At 58.9% G+C, this 18,389-nt stretch carries 18 protein-coding genes; 14 read left to right on the plus strand and 4 right to left on the minus strand.

Annotated features, from left to right (window positions below; all coding sequences use genetic code 11):
- The first annotated feature begins 56 nt into the window (after positions 1-56).
- Positions 57-1,151 carry a cell division protein ZapE gene (gene zapE, locus G7025_RS18730; RefSeq protein ID WP_181080601.1) on the plus strand — a complete coding sequence of 365 codons (1,095 nt, stop codon included), beginning with the start codon at positions 57-59 and terminating at the stop codon, positions 1,149-1,151.
- 35 nt (positions 1,152-1,186) lie between these two features.
- Here zapE and G7025_RS18735 read toward each other — a convergent pair whose 3' ends face one another.
- Positions 1,187-2,083 carry a GlxA family transcriptional regulator gene (locus tag G7025_RS18735; protein ID WP_181080651.1) on the minus strand — a complete coding sequence of 299 codons (897 nt, stop codon included), beginning with the start codon at positions 2,081-2,083 and terminating at the stop codon, positions 1,187-1,189.
- Between the two features lie 244 nt (positions 2,084-2,327).
- Here G7025_RS18735 and G7025_RS18740 point away from each other — a divergent pair, with 244 nt between their 5' ends.
- Positions 2,328-3,464: an acyl-CoA dehydrogenase family protein gene (locus tag G7025_RS18740; RefSeq protein ID WP_181080602.1), complete on the plus strand. Its 1,137-nt coding sequence runs from the start codon at positions 2,328-2,330 to the stop codon at positions 3,462-3,464.
- A gap of 121 nt (positions 3,465-3,585) precedes the next feature.
- On the opposite strand, the gene G7025_RS18745 is transcribed toward G7025_RS18740, so the two are convergent.
- Positions 3,586-4,626, minus strand: a complete 1,041-nt coding sequence (locus G7025_RS18745; RefSeq protein WP_181080603.1) for an NADP(H)-dependent aldo-keto reductase — start codon at positions 4,624-4,626, stop codon at positions 3,586-3,588.
- Positions 4,627-4,875: 249 nt separating this feature from the next.
- On the opposite strand from G7025_RS18745, the gene rplM reads away from it, so the two are divergent.
- From rplM to G7025_RS18785, 8 genes are all read left to right on the plus strand, one after another.
- The gene (gene rplM / locus G7025_RS18750; RefSeq protein ID WP_003171742.1) at positions 4,876-5,304 is read left to right on the plus strand and encodes a 50S ribosomal protein L13; all 429 of its coding nucleotides are present in this window, start codon (positions 4,876-4,878) and stop codon (positions 5,302-5,304) included.
- Positions 5,305-5,318: 14 nt separating this feature from the next.
- Positions 5,319-5,711 (plus strand): 30S ribosomal protein S9, encoded by a 393-nt coding sequence (gene rpsI / locus G7025_RS18755; RefSeq protein ID WP_002555064.1) that lies wholly within the window; start codon positions 5,319-5,321, stop codon positions 5,709-5,711.
- Between the two features lie 266 nt (positions 5,712-5,977).
- On the plus strand, positions 5,978-6,571 hold the full coding sequence (petA, locus tag G7025_RS18760) for a ubiquinol-cytochrome c reductase iron-sulfur subunit (protein ID WP_034095877.1): 594 nt from the start codon (positions 5,978-5,980) through the stop codon (positions 6,569-6,571).
- Entirely contained in the window at positions 6,571-7,782 is a 1,212-nt protein-coding gene (locus tag G7025_RS18765) for a cytochrome b (RefSeq protein ID WP_034095878.1), read from the plus strand. The genes petA and G7025_RS18765 overlap by 1 nt, the downstream gene beginning before the upstream one ends.
- Complete coding sequence (locus tag G7025_RS18770) at positions 7,782-8,564, plus strand: cytochrome c1 (RefSeq protein ID WP_181080604.1); 783 nt, start codon at positions 7,782-7,784, stop codon at positions 8,562-8,564. Before G7025_RS18765 ends, G7025_RS18770 begins: the two co-directional genes overlap by 1 nt.
- Before the next feature lie 145 nt (positions 8,565-8,709).
- A complete protein-coding gene (locus tag G7025_RS18775; RefSeq protein ID WP_032886246.1) occupies positions 8,710-9,327 on the plus strand; it encodes a glutathione S-transferase N-terminal domain-containing protein in 618 nt (205 codons plus the stop codon).
- 17 nt (positions 9,328-9,344) lie between these two features.
- Complete coding sequence (locus tag G7025_RS18780; RefSeq protein WP_181080605.1) at positions 9,345-9,764, plus strand: ClpXP protease specificity-enhancing factor; 420 nt, start codon at positions 9,345-9,347, stop codon at positions 9,762-9,764.
- A 159-nt stretch (positions 9,765-9,923) separates the two neighbouring features.
- Complete coding sequence (locus tag G7025_RS18785) at positions 9,924-10,670, plus strand: FadR/GntR family transcriptional regulator (RefSeq protein WP_181080606.1); 747 nt, start codon at positions 9,924-9,926, stop codon at positions 10,668-10,670.
- Here G7025_RS18785 and G7025_RS18790 read toward each other — a convergent pair whose 3' ends face one another.
- Both G7025_RS18790 and G7025_RS18795 read right to left on the minus strand, forming a co-directional pair.
- Positions 10,671-11,309 (minus strand): hypothetical protein, encoded by a 639-nt coding sequence (locus G7025_RS18790; protein ID WP_181080607.1) that lies wholly within the window; start codon positions 11,307-11,309, stop codon positions 10,671-10,673. It lies immediately after the preceding gene.
- A gap of 137 nt (positions 11,310-11,446) precedes the next feature.
- On the minus strand, positions 11,447-12,601 hold the full coding sequence (locus tag G7025_RS18795; RefSeq protein WP_181080608.1) for a phospholipase: 1,155 nt from the start codon (positions 12,599-12,601) through the stop codon (positions 11,447-11,449).
- 234 nt (positions 12,602-12,835) lie between these two features.
- Between G7025_RS18795 and kdgD the strand changes: the two genes are divergently transcribed.
- The 4 genes from kdgD (at position 12,836) to garD (ending at position 18,275) form a co-directional block, all read left to right on the plus strand.
- On the plus strand, positions 12,836-13,747 hold the full coding sequence (gene kdgD / locus G7025_RS18800) for a 5-dehydro-4-deoxyglucarate dehydratase (protein ID WP_181080609.1): 912 nt from the start codon (positions 12,836-12,838) through the stop codon (positions 13,745-13,747).
- Positions 13,748-13,801: 54 nt separating this feature from the next.
- A complete protein-coding gene (locus tag G7025_RS18805; RefSeq protein ID WP_181080610.1) occupies positions 13,802-15,247 on the plus strand; it encodes an aldehyde dehydrogenase family protein in 1,446 nt (481 codons plus the stop codon).
- A gap of 98 nt (positions 15,248-15,345) precedes the next feature.
- Complete coding sequence (locus tag G7025_RS18810; RefSeq protein WP_181080611.1) at positions 15,346-16,710, plus strand: MFS transporter; 1,365 nt, start codon at positions 15,346-15,348, stop codon at positions 16,708-16,710.
- Positions 16,711-16,721: 11 nt separating this feature from the next.
- Positions 16,722-18,275 carry a galactarate dehydratase gene (gene garD / locus G7025_RS18815; protein WP_034111764.1) on the plus strand — a complete coding sequence of 518 codons (1,554 nt, stop codon included), beginning with the start codon at positions 16,722-16,724 and terminating at the stop codon, positions 18,273-18,275.
- The last annotated feature ends 114 nt before the right edge of the window (positions 18,276-18,389 follow it).

The raw sequence follows: 18,389 nt of genomic DNA on the forward strand, positions 1-18,389 counted from the left end.
TATCCAGGGCCGTCGTTACAGTGACGGCCCGTTTTTGTTGCCTTGCTAACGAAATTATGACGCCCCTAGAACGATATCAAGCTGATCTGAAACGCCCTGAGTTCTTCCACGACGCGGCTCAGGAAAATGCGGTGCGTCATTTGCAGCGCCTGTACGAGGACCTGCTTGCAGCTTCGCAAAGCAAGCCAGGGATGCTCAGCAAGCTGTTCGGCAAGAAAGACCATACGCCGGTCAAAGGCCTGTATTTCTGGGGCGGCGTGGGCCGTGGCAAGACTTATCTGGTCGACACCTTCTTTGAAGCGCTGCCGTTCAAGGAAAAAGTCCGCACCCACTTCCACCGCTTCATGAAGCGCGTGCACGAAGAGATGAAGACGCTGCCGGGCGAGAAAAACCCGCTGACTATCATCGCCAAGCGCTTTGCCCAGGAAGCCCGGGTGATCTGTTTCGATGAATTCTTCGTCTCCGACATTACCGATGCCATGATTCTTGGCACCTTGATGGAAGAGCTGTTCAAGAACGGCGTAACCCTGGTCGCCACCTCGAACATCGTGCCTGACGGTCTGTACAAGGATGGTCTGCAGCGCGCGCGCTTCCTGCCGGCAATCGCGCTGATCAAGCAGCACACTGAAATCGTCAATGTGGACAGCGGCGTCGACTATCGCCTGCGTCACCTCGAGCAGGCGGAGCTGTACCATTTTCCGCTGAACGAAGCGGCTCACGAAAGTCTGCGCAAGAGCTTCCGTGCCCTGACGCCGGAATGCACCCAGGCGGTGGAAAACGATAAGTTGGTGATCGAAAATCGCGAAATCATCGCCCTGCGCACCTGCGATGACGTGGCCTGGTTCGAGTTCCGCCAACTCTGCGACGGCCCGCGCAGCCAGAACGACTACATCGAACTGGGCAAGATCTTCCACGCGGTGATCCTCAGCGGCGTGGAGCAGATGAGCGTGACCACCGACGACATCGCGCGCCGGTTTATCAACATGGTCGACGAGTTCTACGACCGCAACGTCAAGCTGATCATCTCGGCGGAAGTGGAACTCAAGGACCTCTACACCGGCGGTCGCTTGAACTTCGAATTCCAGCGCACCCTCAGCCGTTTGCTGGAGATGCAGTCCCACGAGTTCCTCTCGCGCGGGCACAAACCCTAAGTGTGAGAGGGGGCTTGGCCCCCTCTCACATTGGCTTACGCAGCCTGCTGGAATTGCTGGCGGTATTGGTTCGGCGATAGCTCGGTGTGTTGGCGAAACAACCGCGCAAAGAAACTCGCATCGTCGTAACCCACCTCATAGCTGATGGTCTTGATGCTCTTGCGACTGCCCGAGAGCAGGCCCTTGGCCGTTTCGATGCGCAGGCGCTGCAGGTAATGCAGCGGCTTGTCCCCGGTGGCGGTCTGGAAGCGACGCATGAAGTTGCGGATGCTCATACCGTGTTCCCGGGCGACATCTTCGAAGCGGAATTTGTCGGCGAAGTGCTCTTCCAGCCAGTGCTGGATCTGCAGGATGATCACATCCTGGTGCAGTTTCTGCCCGCCAAAGCCAATGCGGCCAGGTGAATAGCTGCGCTGCACTTCGTAGAGAATGTCGCGTGCCACGGCCTGGGCGATATTGGCGCCGCAGAAGCGTTCGATCAGATAAATATAGAGATCGCAGGCCGAGGTGGTGCCGCCGGCGCAGTAGAGGTTGTCGGCGTCGGTGAGATGTTTGTCCTGATTGAGCTGGACCTTGGGGAAGCGTTCGCTGAAGGCGTTGAAGAAGCGCCAGTAGGTGGTCGCCTCCTTGCCATCGAGCAGGCCGGCTTCGGCGAGCCAGAACACCCCGGTGGCTTCGCCGCACAACACGGCACCGCGTGCGTGTTGTTCGCGCAGCCAGGGCAACACTTGGGGGTAGCGGGCGCACAGGGCGTCGAAGTCATCCCAGAAGGCCGGTAGAACGATGATGTCGGCGTCTTCCAGGCCGCCATCCACCGGCATGATCACATCACTGAAGCTGCACACCGATTTTGCATCGGGGCTGACAAGACGCGTTTCGAACGCCGGGGTCAGACCCAGGCCTTGCTGCTTGCCATAGCGCAGGCTGGCCAGGTGAAAGAAATCCTTGGCTTGCATGAGGGTGGACGCGAATACCCGATCAATGGCCAGAATGCTGACGCGCCGCAACGGCGTGGAGATTTGGTTAGACATAATTTCATTTATTCTTATAGGGGAAAGTGGTCACCAGACGGCTGGATCGTCTTATTTTTTGTCGCATGTGTCCAGTGTCCCGTGACGCTTGGGCGGCATAGGCTCTGTGGGTTCGTTCTTGTCCGACAATCCACACAGGTGCCCCATGATCCCGAGAACCTTGTTCAGTCCAGACCACGAACTGTTTCGCGAGAGCGTGCGCACTTTTCTCGAAAAAGACGCCGTGCCTTTCCATGGCCAATGGGAAAAGCAGGGCTATATCGACCGCAGCCTGTGGAGAAAGGCGGGGGAGGCGGGCTTGCTGTGCTCTCATCTGCCGCAAGCCTACGGCGGCCTCGACGCTGACTTTCTCTACAGCGCCGTGGTGATCGAGGAGATCGGCCGGCTGGGCCTGACCGGGATCGGGTTCTCCCTGCATTCGGACATTGTTGCGCCGTACATCCTGCATTACGGCAGTGAGGCGCTGAAGCATAAATACCTGCCCAAATTGATCAGCGGCGAGATGGTCACCGCCATTGCGATGACCGAACCCGGCGCCGGGTCCGACCTGCAAGGGGTCAAGACCAGCGCCGTGCTTGATGGCGATGAGTATGTGATCAACGGCTCCAAGACGTTTATTACCAACGGCTATCTCGCCGACCTGGTGATCGTGGTGGCCAAGACCGACCCCAAGGCCGGCGCCAAGGGCACCAGCCTGTTTCTGGTAGAGGCCGATACGCCGGGCTTCGCCAAGGGCAAGCGCCTGGAGAAGGTGGGCATGAAGGCCCAGGACACCTCGGAGCTGTTTTTCCAGGATCTGCGGGTGCCCAAGGAAAACCTGTTGGGCCAGGCCGGCATGGGCTTCGCCTACCTGATGCAGGAATTGCCCCAGGAGCGCCTGACCGTGGCGATTGGCGCGTTGTCGTCCGCCGAGGCGGCGTTGGCGTGGACCCTGCAATACACCCGTGAGCGCAAGGCATTCGGCAAGGCGATCGCCGACTTCCAGAACACCCGTTTCAAACTGGCCGAGATGGCTACTGAGATTCAGGTCGGCCGTGTATTCGTCGACCAGTGCATGGCGTTACACCTGGAAGGCAAGCTGGATGTGCCTACGGCGGCGATGGCCAAGTACTGGGCCACGGACCTGCAATGCAAGGTGCTCGACGAGTGCGTGCAGTTGCACGGCGGCTACGGGTTCATGTGGGAGTACCCGATTGCCCGCGCCTGGGCGGATGCGCGGGTGCAGCGGATTTATGCGGGGACCAACGAGATCATGAAGGAGATTATTGCGCGGTCGCTTTGATTTTTTGCTGGTCTTGAATGCGTCATCGGGGGCAAGCCCCCTCCCACATTGGAATGCATTCCAAGTGTGGGAGGGGCGGTGCGACGATTCGACTTGCCCCCGATAGCGGTCTACAGATCGATCAAGGCGCCGGATTCGGATGATCCTTCTGAATCGCCTCAATCCCTTCCAGTACTTCCTTCGACAGCTTCAGATCTGCACTGGCGATGTTGCTGTCCAGTTGCTCCAGCGACGTTGCGCCAATAATGTTGCTGGTCACGAACGGTTGCTGGGTCACAAATGCCAATGCCATCTGCGCCGGGTCCAGGCCATGCTCACGCGCCAGTGCCACATAACGGCTGCACGCCGCCTCCGACTGCGGGTTGAAGTAGCGGCTGAAACGACTGTATTCGGTCAGGCGCGCCTTAGCCGGGCGAGCACCGTTTTCATATTTGCCGCTGAGCATGCCGAACGCCAGGGGCGAGTAGGCCAGCAGGCCGCATTGTTCGCGAATCGCGACTTCCGCCAGGCCCACTTCAAAGCTGCGGTTGAGCAGGTTGTACGGGTTCTGGATCGACACCGCGCGCGTCCAGCCCCGGGCTTCGGCCAGGGCCAGGAATTTCATGGTGCCCCACGGGGTTTCATTGGACAGACCGATGTGACGGATCTTGCCGGCCTTGACCTGTTCGTCCAGCGCTTCGAGGGTTTCCTCAAGCGGCGTGAGGTCGTCTTCGTCCTTGTGCTTGTAGCTCAATTGGCCGAAGAAGTTGGTGCTGCGCTCCGGCCAGTGCAACTGGTACAGGTCGATCCAGTCGGTCTGCAGGCGTTTGAGGCTGGCGTCCAGTGCGTCGACGATGTGTTTGCGGTTATGGCGCAGGTGGCCGTCGCGGATGTAGTCGATGGTGTTGCCGGGGCCGGCGATCTTGCTGGCCAGGATCCAGTCGGCGCGGTCGCCACGGCTCTTGAAGTAACGACCGATGTAGCGTTCGGTGGTGGCATAGGTATCGGCCTTGGGAGGCACCGGGTACATTTCCGCGGTGTCGAGGAAGTTGATCCCCGCGGCCTTGGCTCGCTCAATCTGCGCGAAGGCCTCTGCCTCGCTGTTCTGCTCGCCCCAGGTCATGGTGCCCAAGGCTATCGCGCTCACGTTCAGATCCGTACGGCCCAGCTGTCGATAATCCATCGGGTACTCCTGTCGGGGAAAACAATCATAAAAGCAGGTTGAATTTTTTTTCGCAATCTGCATAATTGCCCACCTCTTTCTGCAGTGGAAGTGATGCGCCGCCTGCCGAAGAATCTTGCCGTTGAACGGACGCGCTGACCCGAGCCCCCGATAGCGTCTGTATCCGGCTGCCTTTGACTTGTCAAAGTACGCACTATTCAGTAAGATCCGCCGTCTAATTTACAGGGCGGCCCCTGAGGCTATTAAAGAATGACAACTTTTACTGCAAAACCGGAAACAGTTCAGCGCGACTGGTTTGTCGTCGACGCCGCTGGTCAGACCCTGGGTCGTCTGGCCACTGAAGTCGCCAGCCGTCTGCGTGGCAAGCACAAGCCTGAGTACACCCCTCACGTTGACACCGGTGACTACATCGTGATCATCAACGCTGAGCAGGTACGTGTTACCGGCAACAAAGCGCAAGACAAAATGTACTACCGTCACTCCGGTTTCCCAGGCGGTATCAAGTCTTCCAACTTTGAAGGCCTGATTTCCAAGAAGCCTGAAGCCCCGATCGAAATCGCGGTCAAAGGCATGCTGCCGAAGGGCCCACTGGGTCGCGATATGTTTCGCAAGCTGAAAGTCTATGCGGGCGCTGTCCACCCTCATGCTGCTCAGCAGCCCCAAGAACTGAAGTTTTAACGGAATAGTTCATTATGTCGGCGACTCAAAATTACGGCACTGGCCGTCGCAAAACCGCAACCGCACGCGTTTTCCTGCGTCCGGGCACTGGTAACATCTCGATCAACAACCGCTCCCTGGACAACTTCTTCGGCCGCGAAACTGCCCGCATGGTAGTTCGTCAGCCGCTGGAACTGACCGAGACCGTTGAAAAGTTCGACATCTACGTCACCGTTATCGGTGGCGGTGTAAGTGGTCAAGCTGGCGCAATCCGCCACGGTATCACTCGCGCTCTGATGCAGTACGACGAAACCCTGCGTGGCGCTCTGCGCAAAGCTGGCTTCGTGACTCGTGATGCCCGTGAAGTAGAACGTAAGAAAGTCGGTCTGCGTAAAGCGCGTAAGCGTCCGCAGTACTCGAAGCGTTAATTCGCTTTACGTTCCACAAGAACGCCCAGCCTCCTTACGGAGCTGGGCGTTTTTTATTGCCCGCGATTTGTGCATAAAAATCGCCGTGACAACTTGCCACATCCGTAGACCCCCTATACTACAAGGCCTGGAGCCGGAGCTCCGGGTAATTCCCTTGTCAGAGGTGGGGCTTTTCATTACCATTCGGCAAAATTTTTATAAGTTCAGATTTAATACTTAGTAGACGCCTGATTTAACAGGCCAAAAAGCTGATGGGAGAGGACTGAATGAGCAATGACGGCGTGAATGCAGGCCGGCGTCGCTTCTTGGTAGCAGCCACATCCGTGGTGGGTGCTGCAGGAGCGGTGGGGGCTGCGGTCCCGTTCGTGGGGTCATGGTTTCCCAGTGCCAAGGCGAAAGCCGCAGGTGCACCGGTGAAAGTGAATGTCAGCAAGATCGAGCCAGGCCAGCAGATGATTGCTGAATGGCGCGGCCAGCCGGTATTCATTGTTCGTCGTACCGAGGAAATCCTGGGAAATCTGAAAAAGATCGAAGGCCAGCTGTCTGACCCGAAATCCGAGAAATCCGACCAACCCGCCTACGCCAAAAACGAAGCCCGTTCGATCAAGCCAGAGATTCTGCTGCTGGTCGGACTGTGTACCCATTTGGGTTGCTCACCTACTTTCCGCCCGGAAGTAGCCCCTGTCGATCTGGGCAAGGACTGGGTCGGCGGGTATTTCTGCCCGTGCCACGGTTCTCACTATGACCTTGCCGGTCGTGTCTACAAGTCTCAGCCTGCTCCATTGAACCTGCCCGTGCCACCGCACACCTACGAAACTGACGACCTTATTGTCATTGGCCTCGATAAGGAGAACGCGTGATGAGCAAGTTCATGGATTGGGTGGATGCGCGTTTCCCCGCCACTAAAATGTGGGAAGACCATCTCAGCAAATACTACGCCCCAAAAAACTTCAATTTCTTCTACTTCTTCGGGTCCCTGGCACTGCTGGTGCTGGTCAACCAGATCGTCACCGGCGTGTGGTTGACGATGAGCTATAACCCGTCGGCGGAAGAGGCGTTTGCCTCGGTCGAATACATCATGCGCGACGTCGAGTACGGCTCGATCCTGCGTCTGTTGCACTCCACCGGCGCTTCGGCGTTTTTCATCGTGGTCTACCTGCACATGTTCCGTGGCCTGCTCTACGGTTCCTACCAGAAGCCCCGCGAGCTGGTATGGGTCTTCGGCATGCTGATTTACCTGGCGCTGATGGCCGAAGCCTTCATGGGGTATCTGCTGCCGTGGGGCCAGATGTCGTACTGGGGCGCTCAGGTGATTATCTCGCTGTTTGGCGCGATCCCCGTGATCGGCAACGACCTGACCCAGTGGATCCGCGGTGACTACCTGATCTCCGGCATCACCCTGAACCGCTTCTTCGCCTTGCACGTAGTGGCCCTGCCGATTGTGATCCTGGGCCTGGTGGTACTGCACATCCTGGCGCTGCACGAAGTGGGGTCCAACAACCCCGATGGCGTGGATATCAAGAAGCACAAGGACGAGAACGGCATCCCGCTGGATGGCATTCCGTTCCACCCTTACTACACCGTCAAAGACATTGTCGGCGTGGTCGTGTTCCTGTTCGTATTCTGCTCGATCGTGTTCTTTTTCCCGGAGATGGGCGGTTATTTCCTGGAGAAGCCTAACTTCGAACAGGCGAACGCCTTCAAGACACCTGAGCATATCGCGCCTGTCTGGTACTTCACGCCGTTCTACGCGATCCTGCGGGCGATCCCCGACAAACTCATGGGCGTAATCGCCATGGGTGCGGCCATCGCGGTGCTGTTCGTGCTGCCGTGGCTCGACCGAAGCCCGGTCAAGTCCATGCGCTACAAGGGTTGGCTGAGCAAGATCTGGCTGTGGGTGTTCTGTATCGCCTTCGTGATCCTGGGTGTCCTGGGTGTGCTGGCGCCAACGCCTGAACGGACGTTGCTGTCGCAGGTCTGCACCTTCCTGTACTTCGCCTACTTCATTCTGATGCCGTTCTATACCCGGCTCGAGAAGACCAAACCGGTTCCGGAAAGGGTGACTGGCTGATGAAAAAATTATTCGTTGCATTAATGCTTGCGGCACTGCCGCTGCTGTCCTTCGCTGCCGAACATGGCGGCCCGGAACTGGAAAAGGTCGACATTGACGTGTCCGACAAAGCCGCCATGCAGGACGGTGCGCGGACGTTCGCCAACTACTGCATGGGCTGCCACAGCGCCAAGTTCCAGCGCTATGAGCGAGTCGCCGATGACCTGGGCATCCCTCACGAGATGATGCTGGAGAAATTGGTGTTCACAGGGGCCAAGATCGGCGACCACATGAATATCGGGATGAAACCCGCCGATGCCAAGGCCTGGTTCGGCGCCGCACCGCCCGACCTGACACTGGTCGCTCGTGTGCGCGGTACCGATTGGCTCTACGGCTACCTCAAATCATTCTACGAAGATCCGACGCGCCCCTGGGGTGTGAACAACAAAGTCTTCCCGAACGTGGGCATGCCTAACGTTCTGGTCGGCCTGCAGGGTCGCCAAGTGGTAGGATGCAAGCAGGTTCAGGTCGTTGAGAACGGCAAGAAGCAATATGATCCGTTGACCGGAACGCCTCTGACCCATGAGGCCTGCGATCAACTGACCATCGTGCCGAAGACCGGCGCGCTTAACGAGGAGCAGTTTGACGAGAAGGTCAAGAACCTCGTGACCTTCCTGGCTTACTCGGCCAACCCGGTTAAACTGCAGCATCAGCGCATCGGTACCTATGTATTGTTGTACCTGGCTTTCTTCTTTGTATTCGCCTATCTGCTCAAACGCGAATACTGGAAGGATGTGCATTGATCCAACCGTAAGCAATTGCTGTTAATCTTGCGCGCCCAGCGGCCTCTCTGAACCGTAGCGATCTGTCATCAGGTCCTGCAGAGAGGCTCTCTGGGCGCGCTCGTTTTTGAGCTTTCGATAATTTCAACAAGCGAGGAGGACCGCCATGGGCGTGACCAATCGGTTGGCCTGTTACTCCGACCCCGCCGACCACTATTCCCACCGAGTACGCATCGTGCTCGCAGAGAAGGGTGTCAGCGCCGAGATCATCAGTGTGGAGGCAGGACGCCATCCACCGAAACTGATCGAAGTGAACCCTTACGGCAGCTTGCCCACCCTGGTCGATCGTGACCTGGCGTTGTGGGAGTCAACCGTGGTGATGGAATATCTGGATGAGCGTTACCCTCATCCGCCTTTGTTGCCGGTGTACCCGGTGGCGCGTGCCAACAGCCGCCTGCTGATCCATCGGATCCAACGTGACTGGTGCGGGCTGGTGGATGTGATCCTGGATTCGCGCAGCAAAGAGGCGGCCCGTGTTGTGGCGCGCAAGGAATTGCGCGAAAGCCTGACCGGCGTTTCGCCATTGTTCGCCGACAAGCCTTTTTTCCTCAGTGAGGAACAAAGCCTGGTCGATTGCTGCCTATTACCCATACTCTGGCGCTTGCCGATTCTGGGCATTGAACTGCCACGGCCGGCCAAGCCGTTGCTTGATTACATGGAGCGCCAGTTTGCGCGTGAGGCTTTCCAGGCGAGTCTGTCTGGTGTCGAACGCGATATGCGCTAAGGCTTAAGGAGCCGCTGATGAACTCCAGTCGACCCTACCTGGTCCGCGCGCTCTATGAGTGGATTGTGGACAACGATTGCACCCCGCACATGCTGGTCAATTCCGAATTTCCTGCGGTTCAGGTACCGCAGGGTTTTGCCAGTGACGGACAGATTGTGCTGAACGTGTCGCCCAGTGCGGTGCGTCATCTGCATATGGACAACGAAGCCGTTAGTTTCGAAGGGCGTTTCGGTGGTGTGCCGCATACGCTCTATGTGCCGATTGGCGCCATTCTCGGGATCTATGCCCGTGAGAATGGGCAAGGCATGGTGTTCGATCTGGAGTCGCCTTTCGAGGATGACGAAACGATCGACAGTGAAGACGGTGATGATCTGCCACCGCCGGGTACCGAGCCACCGCGTCCCAGCGGCCGGCCAAGCCTGAAGGTGGTCAAGTAAGCCGTTACGTCCCGGGACGTGTCTGAAGAAAATGCCTCGATCTGTGTCGGGGCATTTTTTTGCGCGCTGGATAGGGATGAAAGTCGTGACTGGACGGTGATCGTACAACCGCCATGGGCTATGATGCGTGCTCAAGTTCGCCGAGAAAGATGATCCATCATGGAAAACGCCAACACCGCCCCTCGTCTTCCCCGCAAGCGCCGCAGCCTTGCCCAGGAATTGGTCACGGTGTTGTCCGAGCAAATCCGCGATGGCCAACTCAAGCGTGGCGATAAACTGCCTACCGAGTCGGCCATCATGGAAGCCCATGGGGTCAGCCGCACGGTGGTGCGCGAAGCCATCTCGCGCCTGCAGGCGGCAGGGCAGGTCGAGACGCGCCATGGCATCGGCACCTTTGTACTCGATACGCCCAGCCCCAGTGGTTTTCGCATTGATCCTGCCACCGTGGTGACGTTGCGCGATGTACTGGCCATTCTGGAGTTGCGTATCAGCCTGGAAGTGGAATCCGCCGGCCTCGCCGCGTTACGTCGCAACGATGAGCAACTGGCGGCCATGCGCGCGGCACTCGATGCGCTGAACGAGAGCGCCGCGCACGCGGGCGATGCGGTTGCATCGGACTTTGCTTTTCACCTGGAAATTGCCTTGTCCACCGGCAACCGCTACTTCACCGACATCATGACCCACCTGGGCACCAGCATCATTCCGCGTACCCGCCTGAACTCCGCGCGCCTGGCCCATGATGATCAGCAACACTACATGGACCGCCTGAGCCGCGAACACGAAGAAATCTACGAGGCGATTGCCCGCCAGGATTCGGACGCGGCACGAGCGGCCATGCGTTTGCACCTGACCAACAGTCGCGAGCGGCTGCGCCATGCTCATGAAGAGGCTGAAAGGGCTGTCTGATCACGCCGGTGGCCGAATATCAGTGGGGGGCTCGGTGACCAAGGTCTCTAGTATCAGCGTCTGGTCGTCGATGTCCTCTCCCATGAAAAAATACCTGCCTTTGACGAGAACCCATAGGTTTGCCAGGCTGAAATAAATGAAATCTCCGACATTCGCGGCTGCTTCGAGCTCAAAATACTGGGGATTGTCGACATTGCCCGGCAGCTTAGTCATGGAGTTGATGTGACATATCGTGCGCATTCCGGTCCTGCGCGATGTGATAGTCAGTGGAATAGTCGATGAGCTCTCTACGCCGGATTCACCTCGGGTCGAGTAACCCACGTGAATGGTTTTGCCAAGGTAGTTCGCGAGTGTCTCCTTGGGAATGGTTACTTTAAGATCGCTGAGAGGGAAGAAGTCCCCATCTTCCGGATCATCGGGCGAAACGCGCCATTCACTGGTGTTGAGCCGACGCATGTCATAACCGGACCACGTTGGAAATTCAGGGTCTTGTATTGGGTCGGTCAGGATGAACGCGTAAACCTGCGAATTAAGCGCTAACTTATCAGTGATGCTCAGGCTCAATGCCTCTGGAAGCTCTGCCAGCCTGATTCTACCTTTGTCGGCTTGTGGCTTGAGGATAGGAGGGGCTAGAGTCATGTTGGGTTCTCCTTGGTATCGGGGTGGTTGTAAAAATTTGCCTCAAGAGCTGCTTGCACTGCCCTTGAGGCGTGTTATCCCCCTCGTCTTGATCCCACGTAACTGTTAAAAATCACAGTTTCGACAAACGGCATTCTTCAAGCCGGAGCATTCGGCGTGTAGTCCTTGAGCAACAAATACGTACTCCATCCCCACCAGTCATTCGTCCAGTGCTTGTCGTTCAGGTCATTCACGTCCTTGCGCCTCGCCACCTTGTCGCCTTCCATCTTGAACAACGGTGAAAAGTTGTTCGCCGGGTTCTGCGCGGCGTTCAGGTCCGGCACGTACAGCGGCGCCTTGAAAGTGGCCGGGGAGGGCGCGGTGCCGCTGATAAACGTCTCGAAGATCTCGTCCGCCGAGGCTTGCACCGCGCGCTTGACCTGGACCCGATTGGCCGCGTCGATGTCATCGAAGTAGCGTTTGTCCCCGTAGGCGTGCCATTCGTCGCCCATGGCGTTGCGCACCTTGAGTCCGAATTTACTGTCTTCGTCATGCATGAAACGGCTGATCAGCGAACCGAGATCGCCAGGTGTGACCACGGCGGCCAGTTGCTTGCGCGGGACGCGCAGGTGGCCGGCGGAAAACAGATCGGTCAAAAAGTGATCGGCAAAACTGTTCATGGCGTAGGCCAGTTCCAGCGCCTGATCGGTGCCGGTTTGATGGGCCACCACGGCTTGTTGCAGCGCTGCGGTATGCCCGGCGAGGTAGGCCGACAGTGCCCATTCGCCGAAATGGTCGGCATTGTCCGCCGCCAGCTTGAGGTAGCGACCCAGCGGAATCAGCGCCGACACCGCGCTGCCGCCACCGGTGATGCGGTTCCATTCCTCGGACAAGCTATCCCCCAGGGCGTCATACGCGTCATGGGGCTGTTTGCCGTCCTTGATGGCCTGGTTGACCGCGTTGATCTCCTTTTGCATCACCGCGAGGATCTTGCCGGCTTCTTCCCGTGAGGCCGGCAGCACTGCCAGGGAATTGAAGGCGGCCGTAAATCGTTGCACCCGTTCGGCGGGGGAGGCGCCATCGCTGATGGGATGGCCGGGGATGCCATAGAAATCGCCACCCAGGGCGATCACTTGGCCGTAGGTCAGGGCAAGCCCGTTGGGCAGGTGCAGCAGGACTTGGCGTGCGGGAATTGCCGCCGCGTCTTTGGCGAAACGCAACAGTGTGTCATCGCCGATGGCGGTGTGTTCCCCACCTTCGAAGCGCAGCAGGGGTGATTTTTTTTCGGGTGCCGCGAGTGTAGAACCGGACATGTTAGCTCCTTGCTATGTCGTAGGAATTTTCCCTTTATGCTGTATGGATATACAGCCATTGCGAGCTTAGAGGATAAATGTCCTACGTCAAGGAGCCTCGTATAAACATGGCGCAACGCCACGGTCGATGAATTGCAGTTGACGAATACTTTTATAGTTGTACGATGACGTACGACATCATCAAAACCAACAACAATCTTTCGACAGAAAGTCTTTACCCAGGGTGTTCGAATAATGAATCCACAAGAACTGAAGTCCATCCTCTCTCACGGTCTGCTGTCTTTCCCCGTGACCGATTTCAACGCCCAGGGCGATTTCCACCAGGCGGGTTACATCAAGCGCCTGGAATGGCTGGCCCCTTACGGCGCTACAGCCTTGTTCGCCGCAGGCGGCACCGGTGAGTTTTTTTCCCTGGCTGCCAGCGAATATTCTCAAGTGATCAAGACTGCCGTTGATACCTGCGCCACCAGCGTGCCGATCCTCGCGGGTGTCGGCGGTTCGACGCGCCAGGCTATCGAATATGCGCAGGAAGCCGAACGTCTGGGCGCCAAAGGCCTGCTGCTGCTGCCGCACTACCTCACCGAAGCCAGCCAGGACGGGGTTGCCGCCCACGTTGAAGCGGTGTGCAAATCGGTCAAGATCGGCGTGGTGGTCTATAACCGCAACGTCTGCCGCCTGACGGCGCCGCTGCTGGAACGCCTGGCTGAGCGCTGCCCGAACCTCATTGGCTACAAGGACGGTCTGGGCGACATCGAGCTGATGGTGTCGATCCGTCGCCGCCTCGGTGATCGTTTCAGCTACCTTGGCGGCCTGCCGACTGCAGAAGTCTACGCCGCGGCCTACAAGGCCCTGGGCGTGCCGGTGTACTCCTCGGCGGTGTTCAACTTCATCCCGAAAACCGCGATGGACTTCTACCACGCGATTGCCAGGGATGATCACGCCACCGTCGGCAAGATCATCGACAACTTCTTCCTGCCTTACCTGGACATTCGTAACCGCAAAGCCGGTTATGCCGTGAGCATCGTCAAGGCCGGTGCAAAAATCGCCGGTTACGACGCAGGCCCGGTGCGCACGCCGCTGACCGATCTGTTGCCGGAAGAATACGAAGCCCTGGCCACGCTGATCGATAAGCAAGGCCCGCAATAAGACATTTACAAGGCCGCTGAGCAATCAGCGGCCTTTTGCGTCAGGAGAAGATTCGTGTCCCAATCCAAGCGTTTTGAAAACTACATCAATGGTCAGTGGGTGGCCGGTGCTGACTACTGCACCAACATCAACCCGTCGGAGTTGTCCGATGTCATCGGCGAATACGCCAAGGCTGATGTCGCTCAAGTCAACGCCGCTATCGACGCCGCCCGCGCCGCGTTCCCGGCCTGGTCCACCTCGGGTATCCAGGCACGTCACGATGCACTGGATAAAGTCGGCAGCGAAATCCTCGCTCGCCGTGAAGAGCTCGGCACGTTGCTGGCCCGTGAAGAAGGCAAGACCTTGCCCGAAGCCATCGGTGAAGTGACCCGCGCCGGTAATATCTTCAAGTTTTTCGCTGGCGAATGCCTGCGCTTGTCCGGCGACTACGTGCCGTCGGTGCGTCCGGGCGTCAACGTCGAAGTCACCCGCGAAGCCCTCGGTGTGGTTGGCCTGATTACGCCGTGGAACTTCCCGATTGCCATTCCTGCGTGGAAAATCGCGCCGGCCCTGGCCTACGGCAATTGCGTGGTGATCAAGCCCGCCGAGCTGGTGCCGGGTTGTGCCTGGGCATTGGCGGAAATCATCTCTCGCGCCGGTTTCCCGGACGGTGTGTTCAACCTGGTGATGGGCAGCGGCCGTGTGGTCGGTGATGTGCTGGTCAACAGCCCGAAAGTCGACGGTATCAGCTTCACCGGTTCCGTCGGTGTGGGTCGCCAGATCGCGGTCAGCTGTGTGTCGCGCCAGGCCAAAGTGCAGCTGGAAATGGGCGGCAAGAACCCGCAGATCATTCTCGACGACGCCGACCTCAAGCAAGCGGTGGAGCTGGCGGTGCAGAGCGCGTTCTATTCCACGGGCCAGCGTTGCACGGCGTCCAGCCGTTTGATCGTGACCGCCGGCATCCACGACCAGTTTGTCGCGGCCATGGCCGAGCGCATGAAGTCGATCAAGGTCGGCCACGCCCTCAAGAGCGGCACCGATATCGGTCCAGTCGTGTCCCAGGCCCAACTGGACCAGGACATGAAGTACATCGATATCGGCCAGAGCGAAGGCGCGCGGCTGGTCAGCGGTGGCGGCCTGGTGACGTGCGACACCGAGGGCTACTTCCTGGCGCCGACGTTGTTTGCCGACAGCGAAGCGTCCATGCGCATCAGCCGCGAAGAAATCTTCGGCCCGGTGGCCAACGTGGTGCGCGTAGCCGACTACGAGGCGGCGCTGGCCATGGCCAACGACACCGAGTTCGGCTTGTCGGCCGGTATCGCCACCACGTCGCTCAAGTATGCCAACCACTTCAAGCGTCACTCCCAGGCCGGGATGGTGATGGTCAATCTGCCGACCGCCGGCGTGGATTACCACGTGCCGTTCGGTGGCCGTAAGGGGTCGTCCTATGGTTCGCGTGAGCAGGGTCGCTATGCGCAAGAGTTCTACACCGTGGTGAAAACCAGCTACATCGGTTCGTAATACGCAACACCCAGTGGGGGCCGGATGCGTGCCGGACCCCACGACAAAAACAGAAAACCATTACCCGCAAAAAAAATAATTAGTGGGAGTACTTCTACATGCAAGCGACCAAGCCGACCCACGTCCGCTATTTGATCCTGCTCATGCTGTTTGTGGTGACCACGATCAACTACGCCGACCGGGCCACCATCGCCATCGCGGGCTCCAGCCTGCAAAAAGACCTCGGCATCGACGCGGTCACCCTCGGTTATATCTTCTCCGCATTCGGTTGGGCCTATGTGGCCGGGCAAATCCCCGGTGGCTGGCTGCTGGACCGGTTCGGCTCGAAAAAAGTCTATGCCCTGAGCATCTTCACCTGGTCTCTGTTCACCGTGCTGCAAGGCTATGTCGGTGAGTTCGGTGTCTCCACCGCCGTGGTCGCGCTGTTTATGCTGCGCTTCCTGGTAGGCCTGGCCGAAGCGCCGTCCTTTCCGGGGAACGCGCGGATCGTGGCCGCCTGGTTCCCGACCGCAGAGCGCGGCACGGCTTCGGCGATCTTCAACTCGGCGCAGTACTTCGCCACGGTGCTGTTCGCGCCGCTGATGGGGTGGATCGTCTACCGCTTCGGCTGGCAGCACGTGTTCATCGTAATGGGCGCGATCGGTATCGTGTTCTCGCTGATCTGGCTGAAAGTGATCCACAGCCCGCGTCAGCACCCGATGATCAATGAGGCCGAGCTCAATCACATCGCCGCCAATGGCGCGATGGTCGATATGGACCAGGACAAAGCCAAGGGTAAGAAAACCGACGGGCCGAAGTGGGATTACATCCGTCAGTTGCTCACCAACCGCATGATGCTTGGCGTGTACCTCGGCCAGTACTGCATCAATGGCATCACCTACTTCTTCCTGACCTGGTTCCCCGTGTACCTGGTGCAGGACCGTGGCATGACCATCCTCAAGGCCGGTTTCATCGCCTCGTTGCCGGCGATCTGCGGCTTTATCGGCGGCGTGCTCGGCGGGGTGATTTCCGATTACCTGCTGCGCAAAGGCCACTCGCTGACCTTCGCCCGCAAGGCGCCGATCATTGCCGGCCTGCTGGTCTCCAGCAGCATCATCGCGTGCAACTATGTTGACGTTGAATGGATGGTGGTGGGCTTCATGGCCTTGGCCTTCTTCGGCAAGGGTGTTGGCGCACTGGGCTGGGCGGTGGTGTCTGACACCTCGCCGAAACAAATCGCCGGTCTCAGTGGCGGCCTGTTCAACACCTTCGGTAACCTGGCGTCGATCACCACACCGATTGTCATCGGCTACATCATCAGTACCACCGGTTCGTTCAAGTGGGCCCTGGTGTTTGTCGGCGCTAACGCGCTGGTGGCGGTGTTCAGCTACCTGGTGATCGTCGGCCCGATCAAGCGTGTCGTACTCAAAGAGCCGCCAAGCAAAGGGCCTGAGTTGACCAACCTAACCGAAGCGCATTCCTGAGAGGCCCTGTGATGCAGTTGATTGAACATGCCGACTCGCCGCGCTCCATTCGCCTGCACGAGCGCGACAACGTAGTGATCGTGGTCAACGACCAGGGTGTACCGGCCGGGACCGAGTTCCCGGACGGCCTGGTGACCGTGGATTTCATCCCCCAGAGCCATAAAGTGACCCTGGAGGATATCCCCGAAGGCGGTCAGATTATTCGCTACGGACAGACCATCGGTTACGCCCTGGCGCCGATTCCGCGTGGCAGTTGGGTCCAGGAAGATCAACTGCGCATGCCTACCGCGCCACCGCTGGACAGCTTGCCGCTGTCCACCGAGGTGCCCGAGGGCCAGGCGCCGCTGGAGGGCTACACGTTCGAGGGTTACCGCAATGCCGACGGCACTGTCGGCACGCGCAATATCCTGGGCATCACCACCACGGTGCAGTGTGTAACCGGGGTGCTGGACCACGCGGTCAAGCGCATCAAGGAGGAGTTGCTGCCCAAGTACCCCAACGTCGATGACGTGGTGGCGCTGACTCACAGTTATGGCTGCGGGGTGGCGATCACCGCGACGGATGCCTACATTCCGATCCGTACCGTGCGCAACCTGGCGCGCAACCCGAACCTGGGCGGCGAAGCCCTGGTGATCAGCCTGGGCTGCGAGAAACTGCAGGCCGGCCAGGTGATGCACGACAACGACAGTTCCGTCGATTTGAGCGAGCCGTGGCTGTATCGGCTGCAGGACTCCAGCCACGGCTTCACCGAGATGATCGAGCAGATCATGGAACTGGCCGAAGTGCGCTTGAAGAAGCTCGACCAGCGCCGCCGGGAAACCGTGCCGGCGTCCGAGCTGATCCTGGGCATGCAATGCGGCGGCAGCGATGCGTTTTCCGGCATCACCGCCAACCCGGCCCTGGGCTACGCCTCGGATTTGCTGCTGCGGGCGGGCGCGACGGTAATGTTTTCCGAAGTCACCGAAGTACGTGATGCCATCTACCTGCTGACCTCTCGCGCACAGACGAAGGAAGTGGCCGAAGAGTTGGTCAGAGAAATGGACTGGTACGACCGTTACCTCGCCAAGGGCGAAGCGGACCGCAGTGCCAACACCACGCCGGGCAACAAGAAGGGCGGGTTGTCGAACATTGTCGAGAAGTCGTTGGGCTCCATCGTCAAGTCCGGCAGCAGCGCGATCAACGGCGTGCTGGGCCCTGGCGAGCGCTTCAAGGGCAAGGGCCTGATTTTCTGCGCCACCCCGGCCAGCGATTTTGTGTGCGGTACGTTGCAACTGGCGGCGGGGATGAACCTGCATGTATTTACCACCGGTCGTGGCACGCCTTATGGGCTGGCGATGGCGCCGGTGGTGAAGGTATCGACCCGTACGGAACTGGCGCAACGCTGGCCGGACCTCATCGACATCGACGCCGGGCGCATCGCCACCGGGCGCGCGAGTATCGAGGAGTTGGGCTGGGAGTTGTTTCACTTCTACCTGGACGTGGCCAGCGGCAAGAAGAAAACGTGGGCGGAGCATCACAAGCTGCACAACGACATTACCTTGTTCAACCCGGCGCCGATCACCTGAGATCGAGTCGTCTGCATCGGGGGCAAGCCCCCTCCCACACTTGAAGGTATTCACAATTCAAACTGTGGGAGGGGGCTTGCCCCCGATTGCGGTCTAACAGGCACCGCTGAGCTG

It is taken from the genome of Pseudomonas lurida, from assembly GCF_013522705.1.
Classification (GTDB): Bacteria; Pseudomonadota; Gammaproteobacteria; order Pseudomonadales; family Pseudomonadaceae; genus Aquipseudomonas; species Aquipseudomonas quebecensis.

Excerpts from the sequence above, each read along its gene's own strand:
- G7025_RS18790 (WP_181080607.1), bottom strand. The coding sequence starts at position 11,309 with ATGACTCTAGCCCCTCCTATCCTCAAGCCACAAGCCGACAAAGGTAGA.
- G7025_RS18775 (WP_032886246.1), top strand. The coding sequence starts at position 8,710 with ATGGGCGTGACCAATCGGTTGGCCTGTTACTCCGACCCCGCCGACCAC.
- petA (WP_034095877.1), top strand. The coding sequence starts at position 5,978 with ATGAGCAATGACGGCGTGAATGCAGGCCGGCGTCGCTTCTTGGTAGCA.
- G7025_RS18785 (WP_181080606.1), top strand. The coding sequence starts at position 9,924 with ATGGAAAACGCCAACACCGCCCCTCGTCTTCCCCGCAAGCGCCGCAGC.
- G7025_RS18765 (WP_034095878.1), top strand. The coding sequence starts at position 6,571 with ATGAGCAAGTTCATGGATTGGGTGGATGCGCGTTTCCCCGCCACTAAA.
- garD (WP_034111764.1), top strand. The coding sequence starts at position 16,722 with ATGCAGTTGATTGAACATGCCGACTCGCCGCGCTCCATTCGCCTGCAC.
- G7025_RS18745 (WP_181080603.1), bottom strand. The coding sequence starts at position 4,626 with ATGGATTATCGACAGCTGGGCCGTACGGATCTGAACGTGAGCGCGATA.
- kdgD (WP_181080609.1), top strand. The coding sequence starts at position 12,836 with ATGAATCCACAAGAACTGAAGTCCATCCTCTCTCACGGTCTGCTGTCT.
- G7025_RS18770 (WP_181080604.1), top strand. The coding sequence starts at position 7,782 with ATGAAAAAATTATTCGTTGCATTAATGCTTGCGGCACTGCCGCTGCTG.
- zapE (WP_181080601.1), top strand. The coding sequence starts at position 57 with ATGACGCCCCTAGAACGATATCAAGCTGATCTGAAACGCCCTGAGTTC.
- rplM (WP_003171742.1), top strand. The coding sequence starts at position 4,876 with ATGACAACTTTTACTGCAAAACCGGAAACAGTTCAGCGCGACTGGTTT.
- G7025_RS18795 (WP_181080608.1), bottom strand. The coding sequence starts at position 12,601 with ATGTCCGGTTCTACACTCGCGGCACCCGAAAAAAAATCACCCCTGCTG.
- G7025_RS18780 (WP_181080605.1), top strand. The coding sequence starts at position 9,345 with ATGAACTCCAGTCGACCCTACCTGGTCCGCGCGCTCTATGAGTGGATT.
- rpsI (WP_002555064.1), top strand. The coding sequence starts at position 5,319 with ATGTCGGCGACTCAAAATTACGGCACTGGCCGTCGCAAAACCGCAACC.
- G7025_RS18810 (WP_181080611.1), top strand. The coding sequence starts at position 15,346 with ATGCAAGCGACCAAGCCGACCCACGTCCGCTATTTGATCCTGCTCATG.
- G7025_RS18740 (WP_181080602.1), top strand. The coding sequence starts at position 2,328 with ATGATCCCGAGAACCTTGTTCAGTCCAGACCACGAACTGTTTCGCGAG.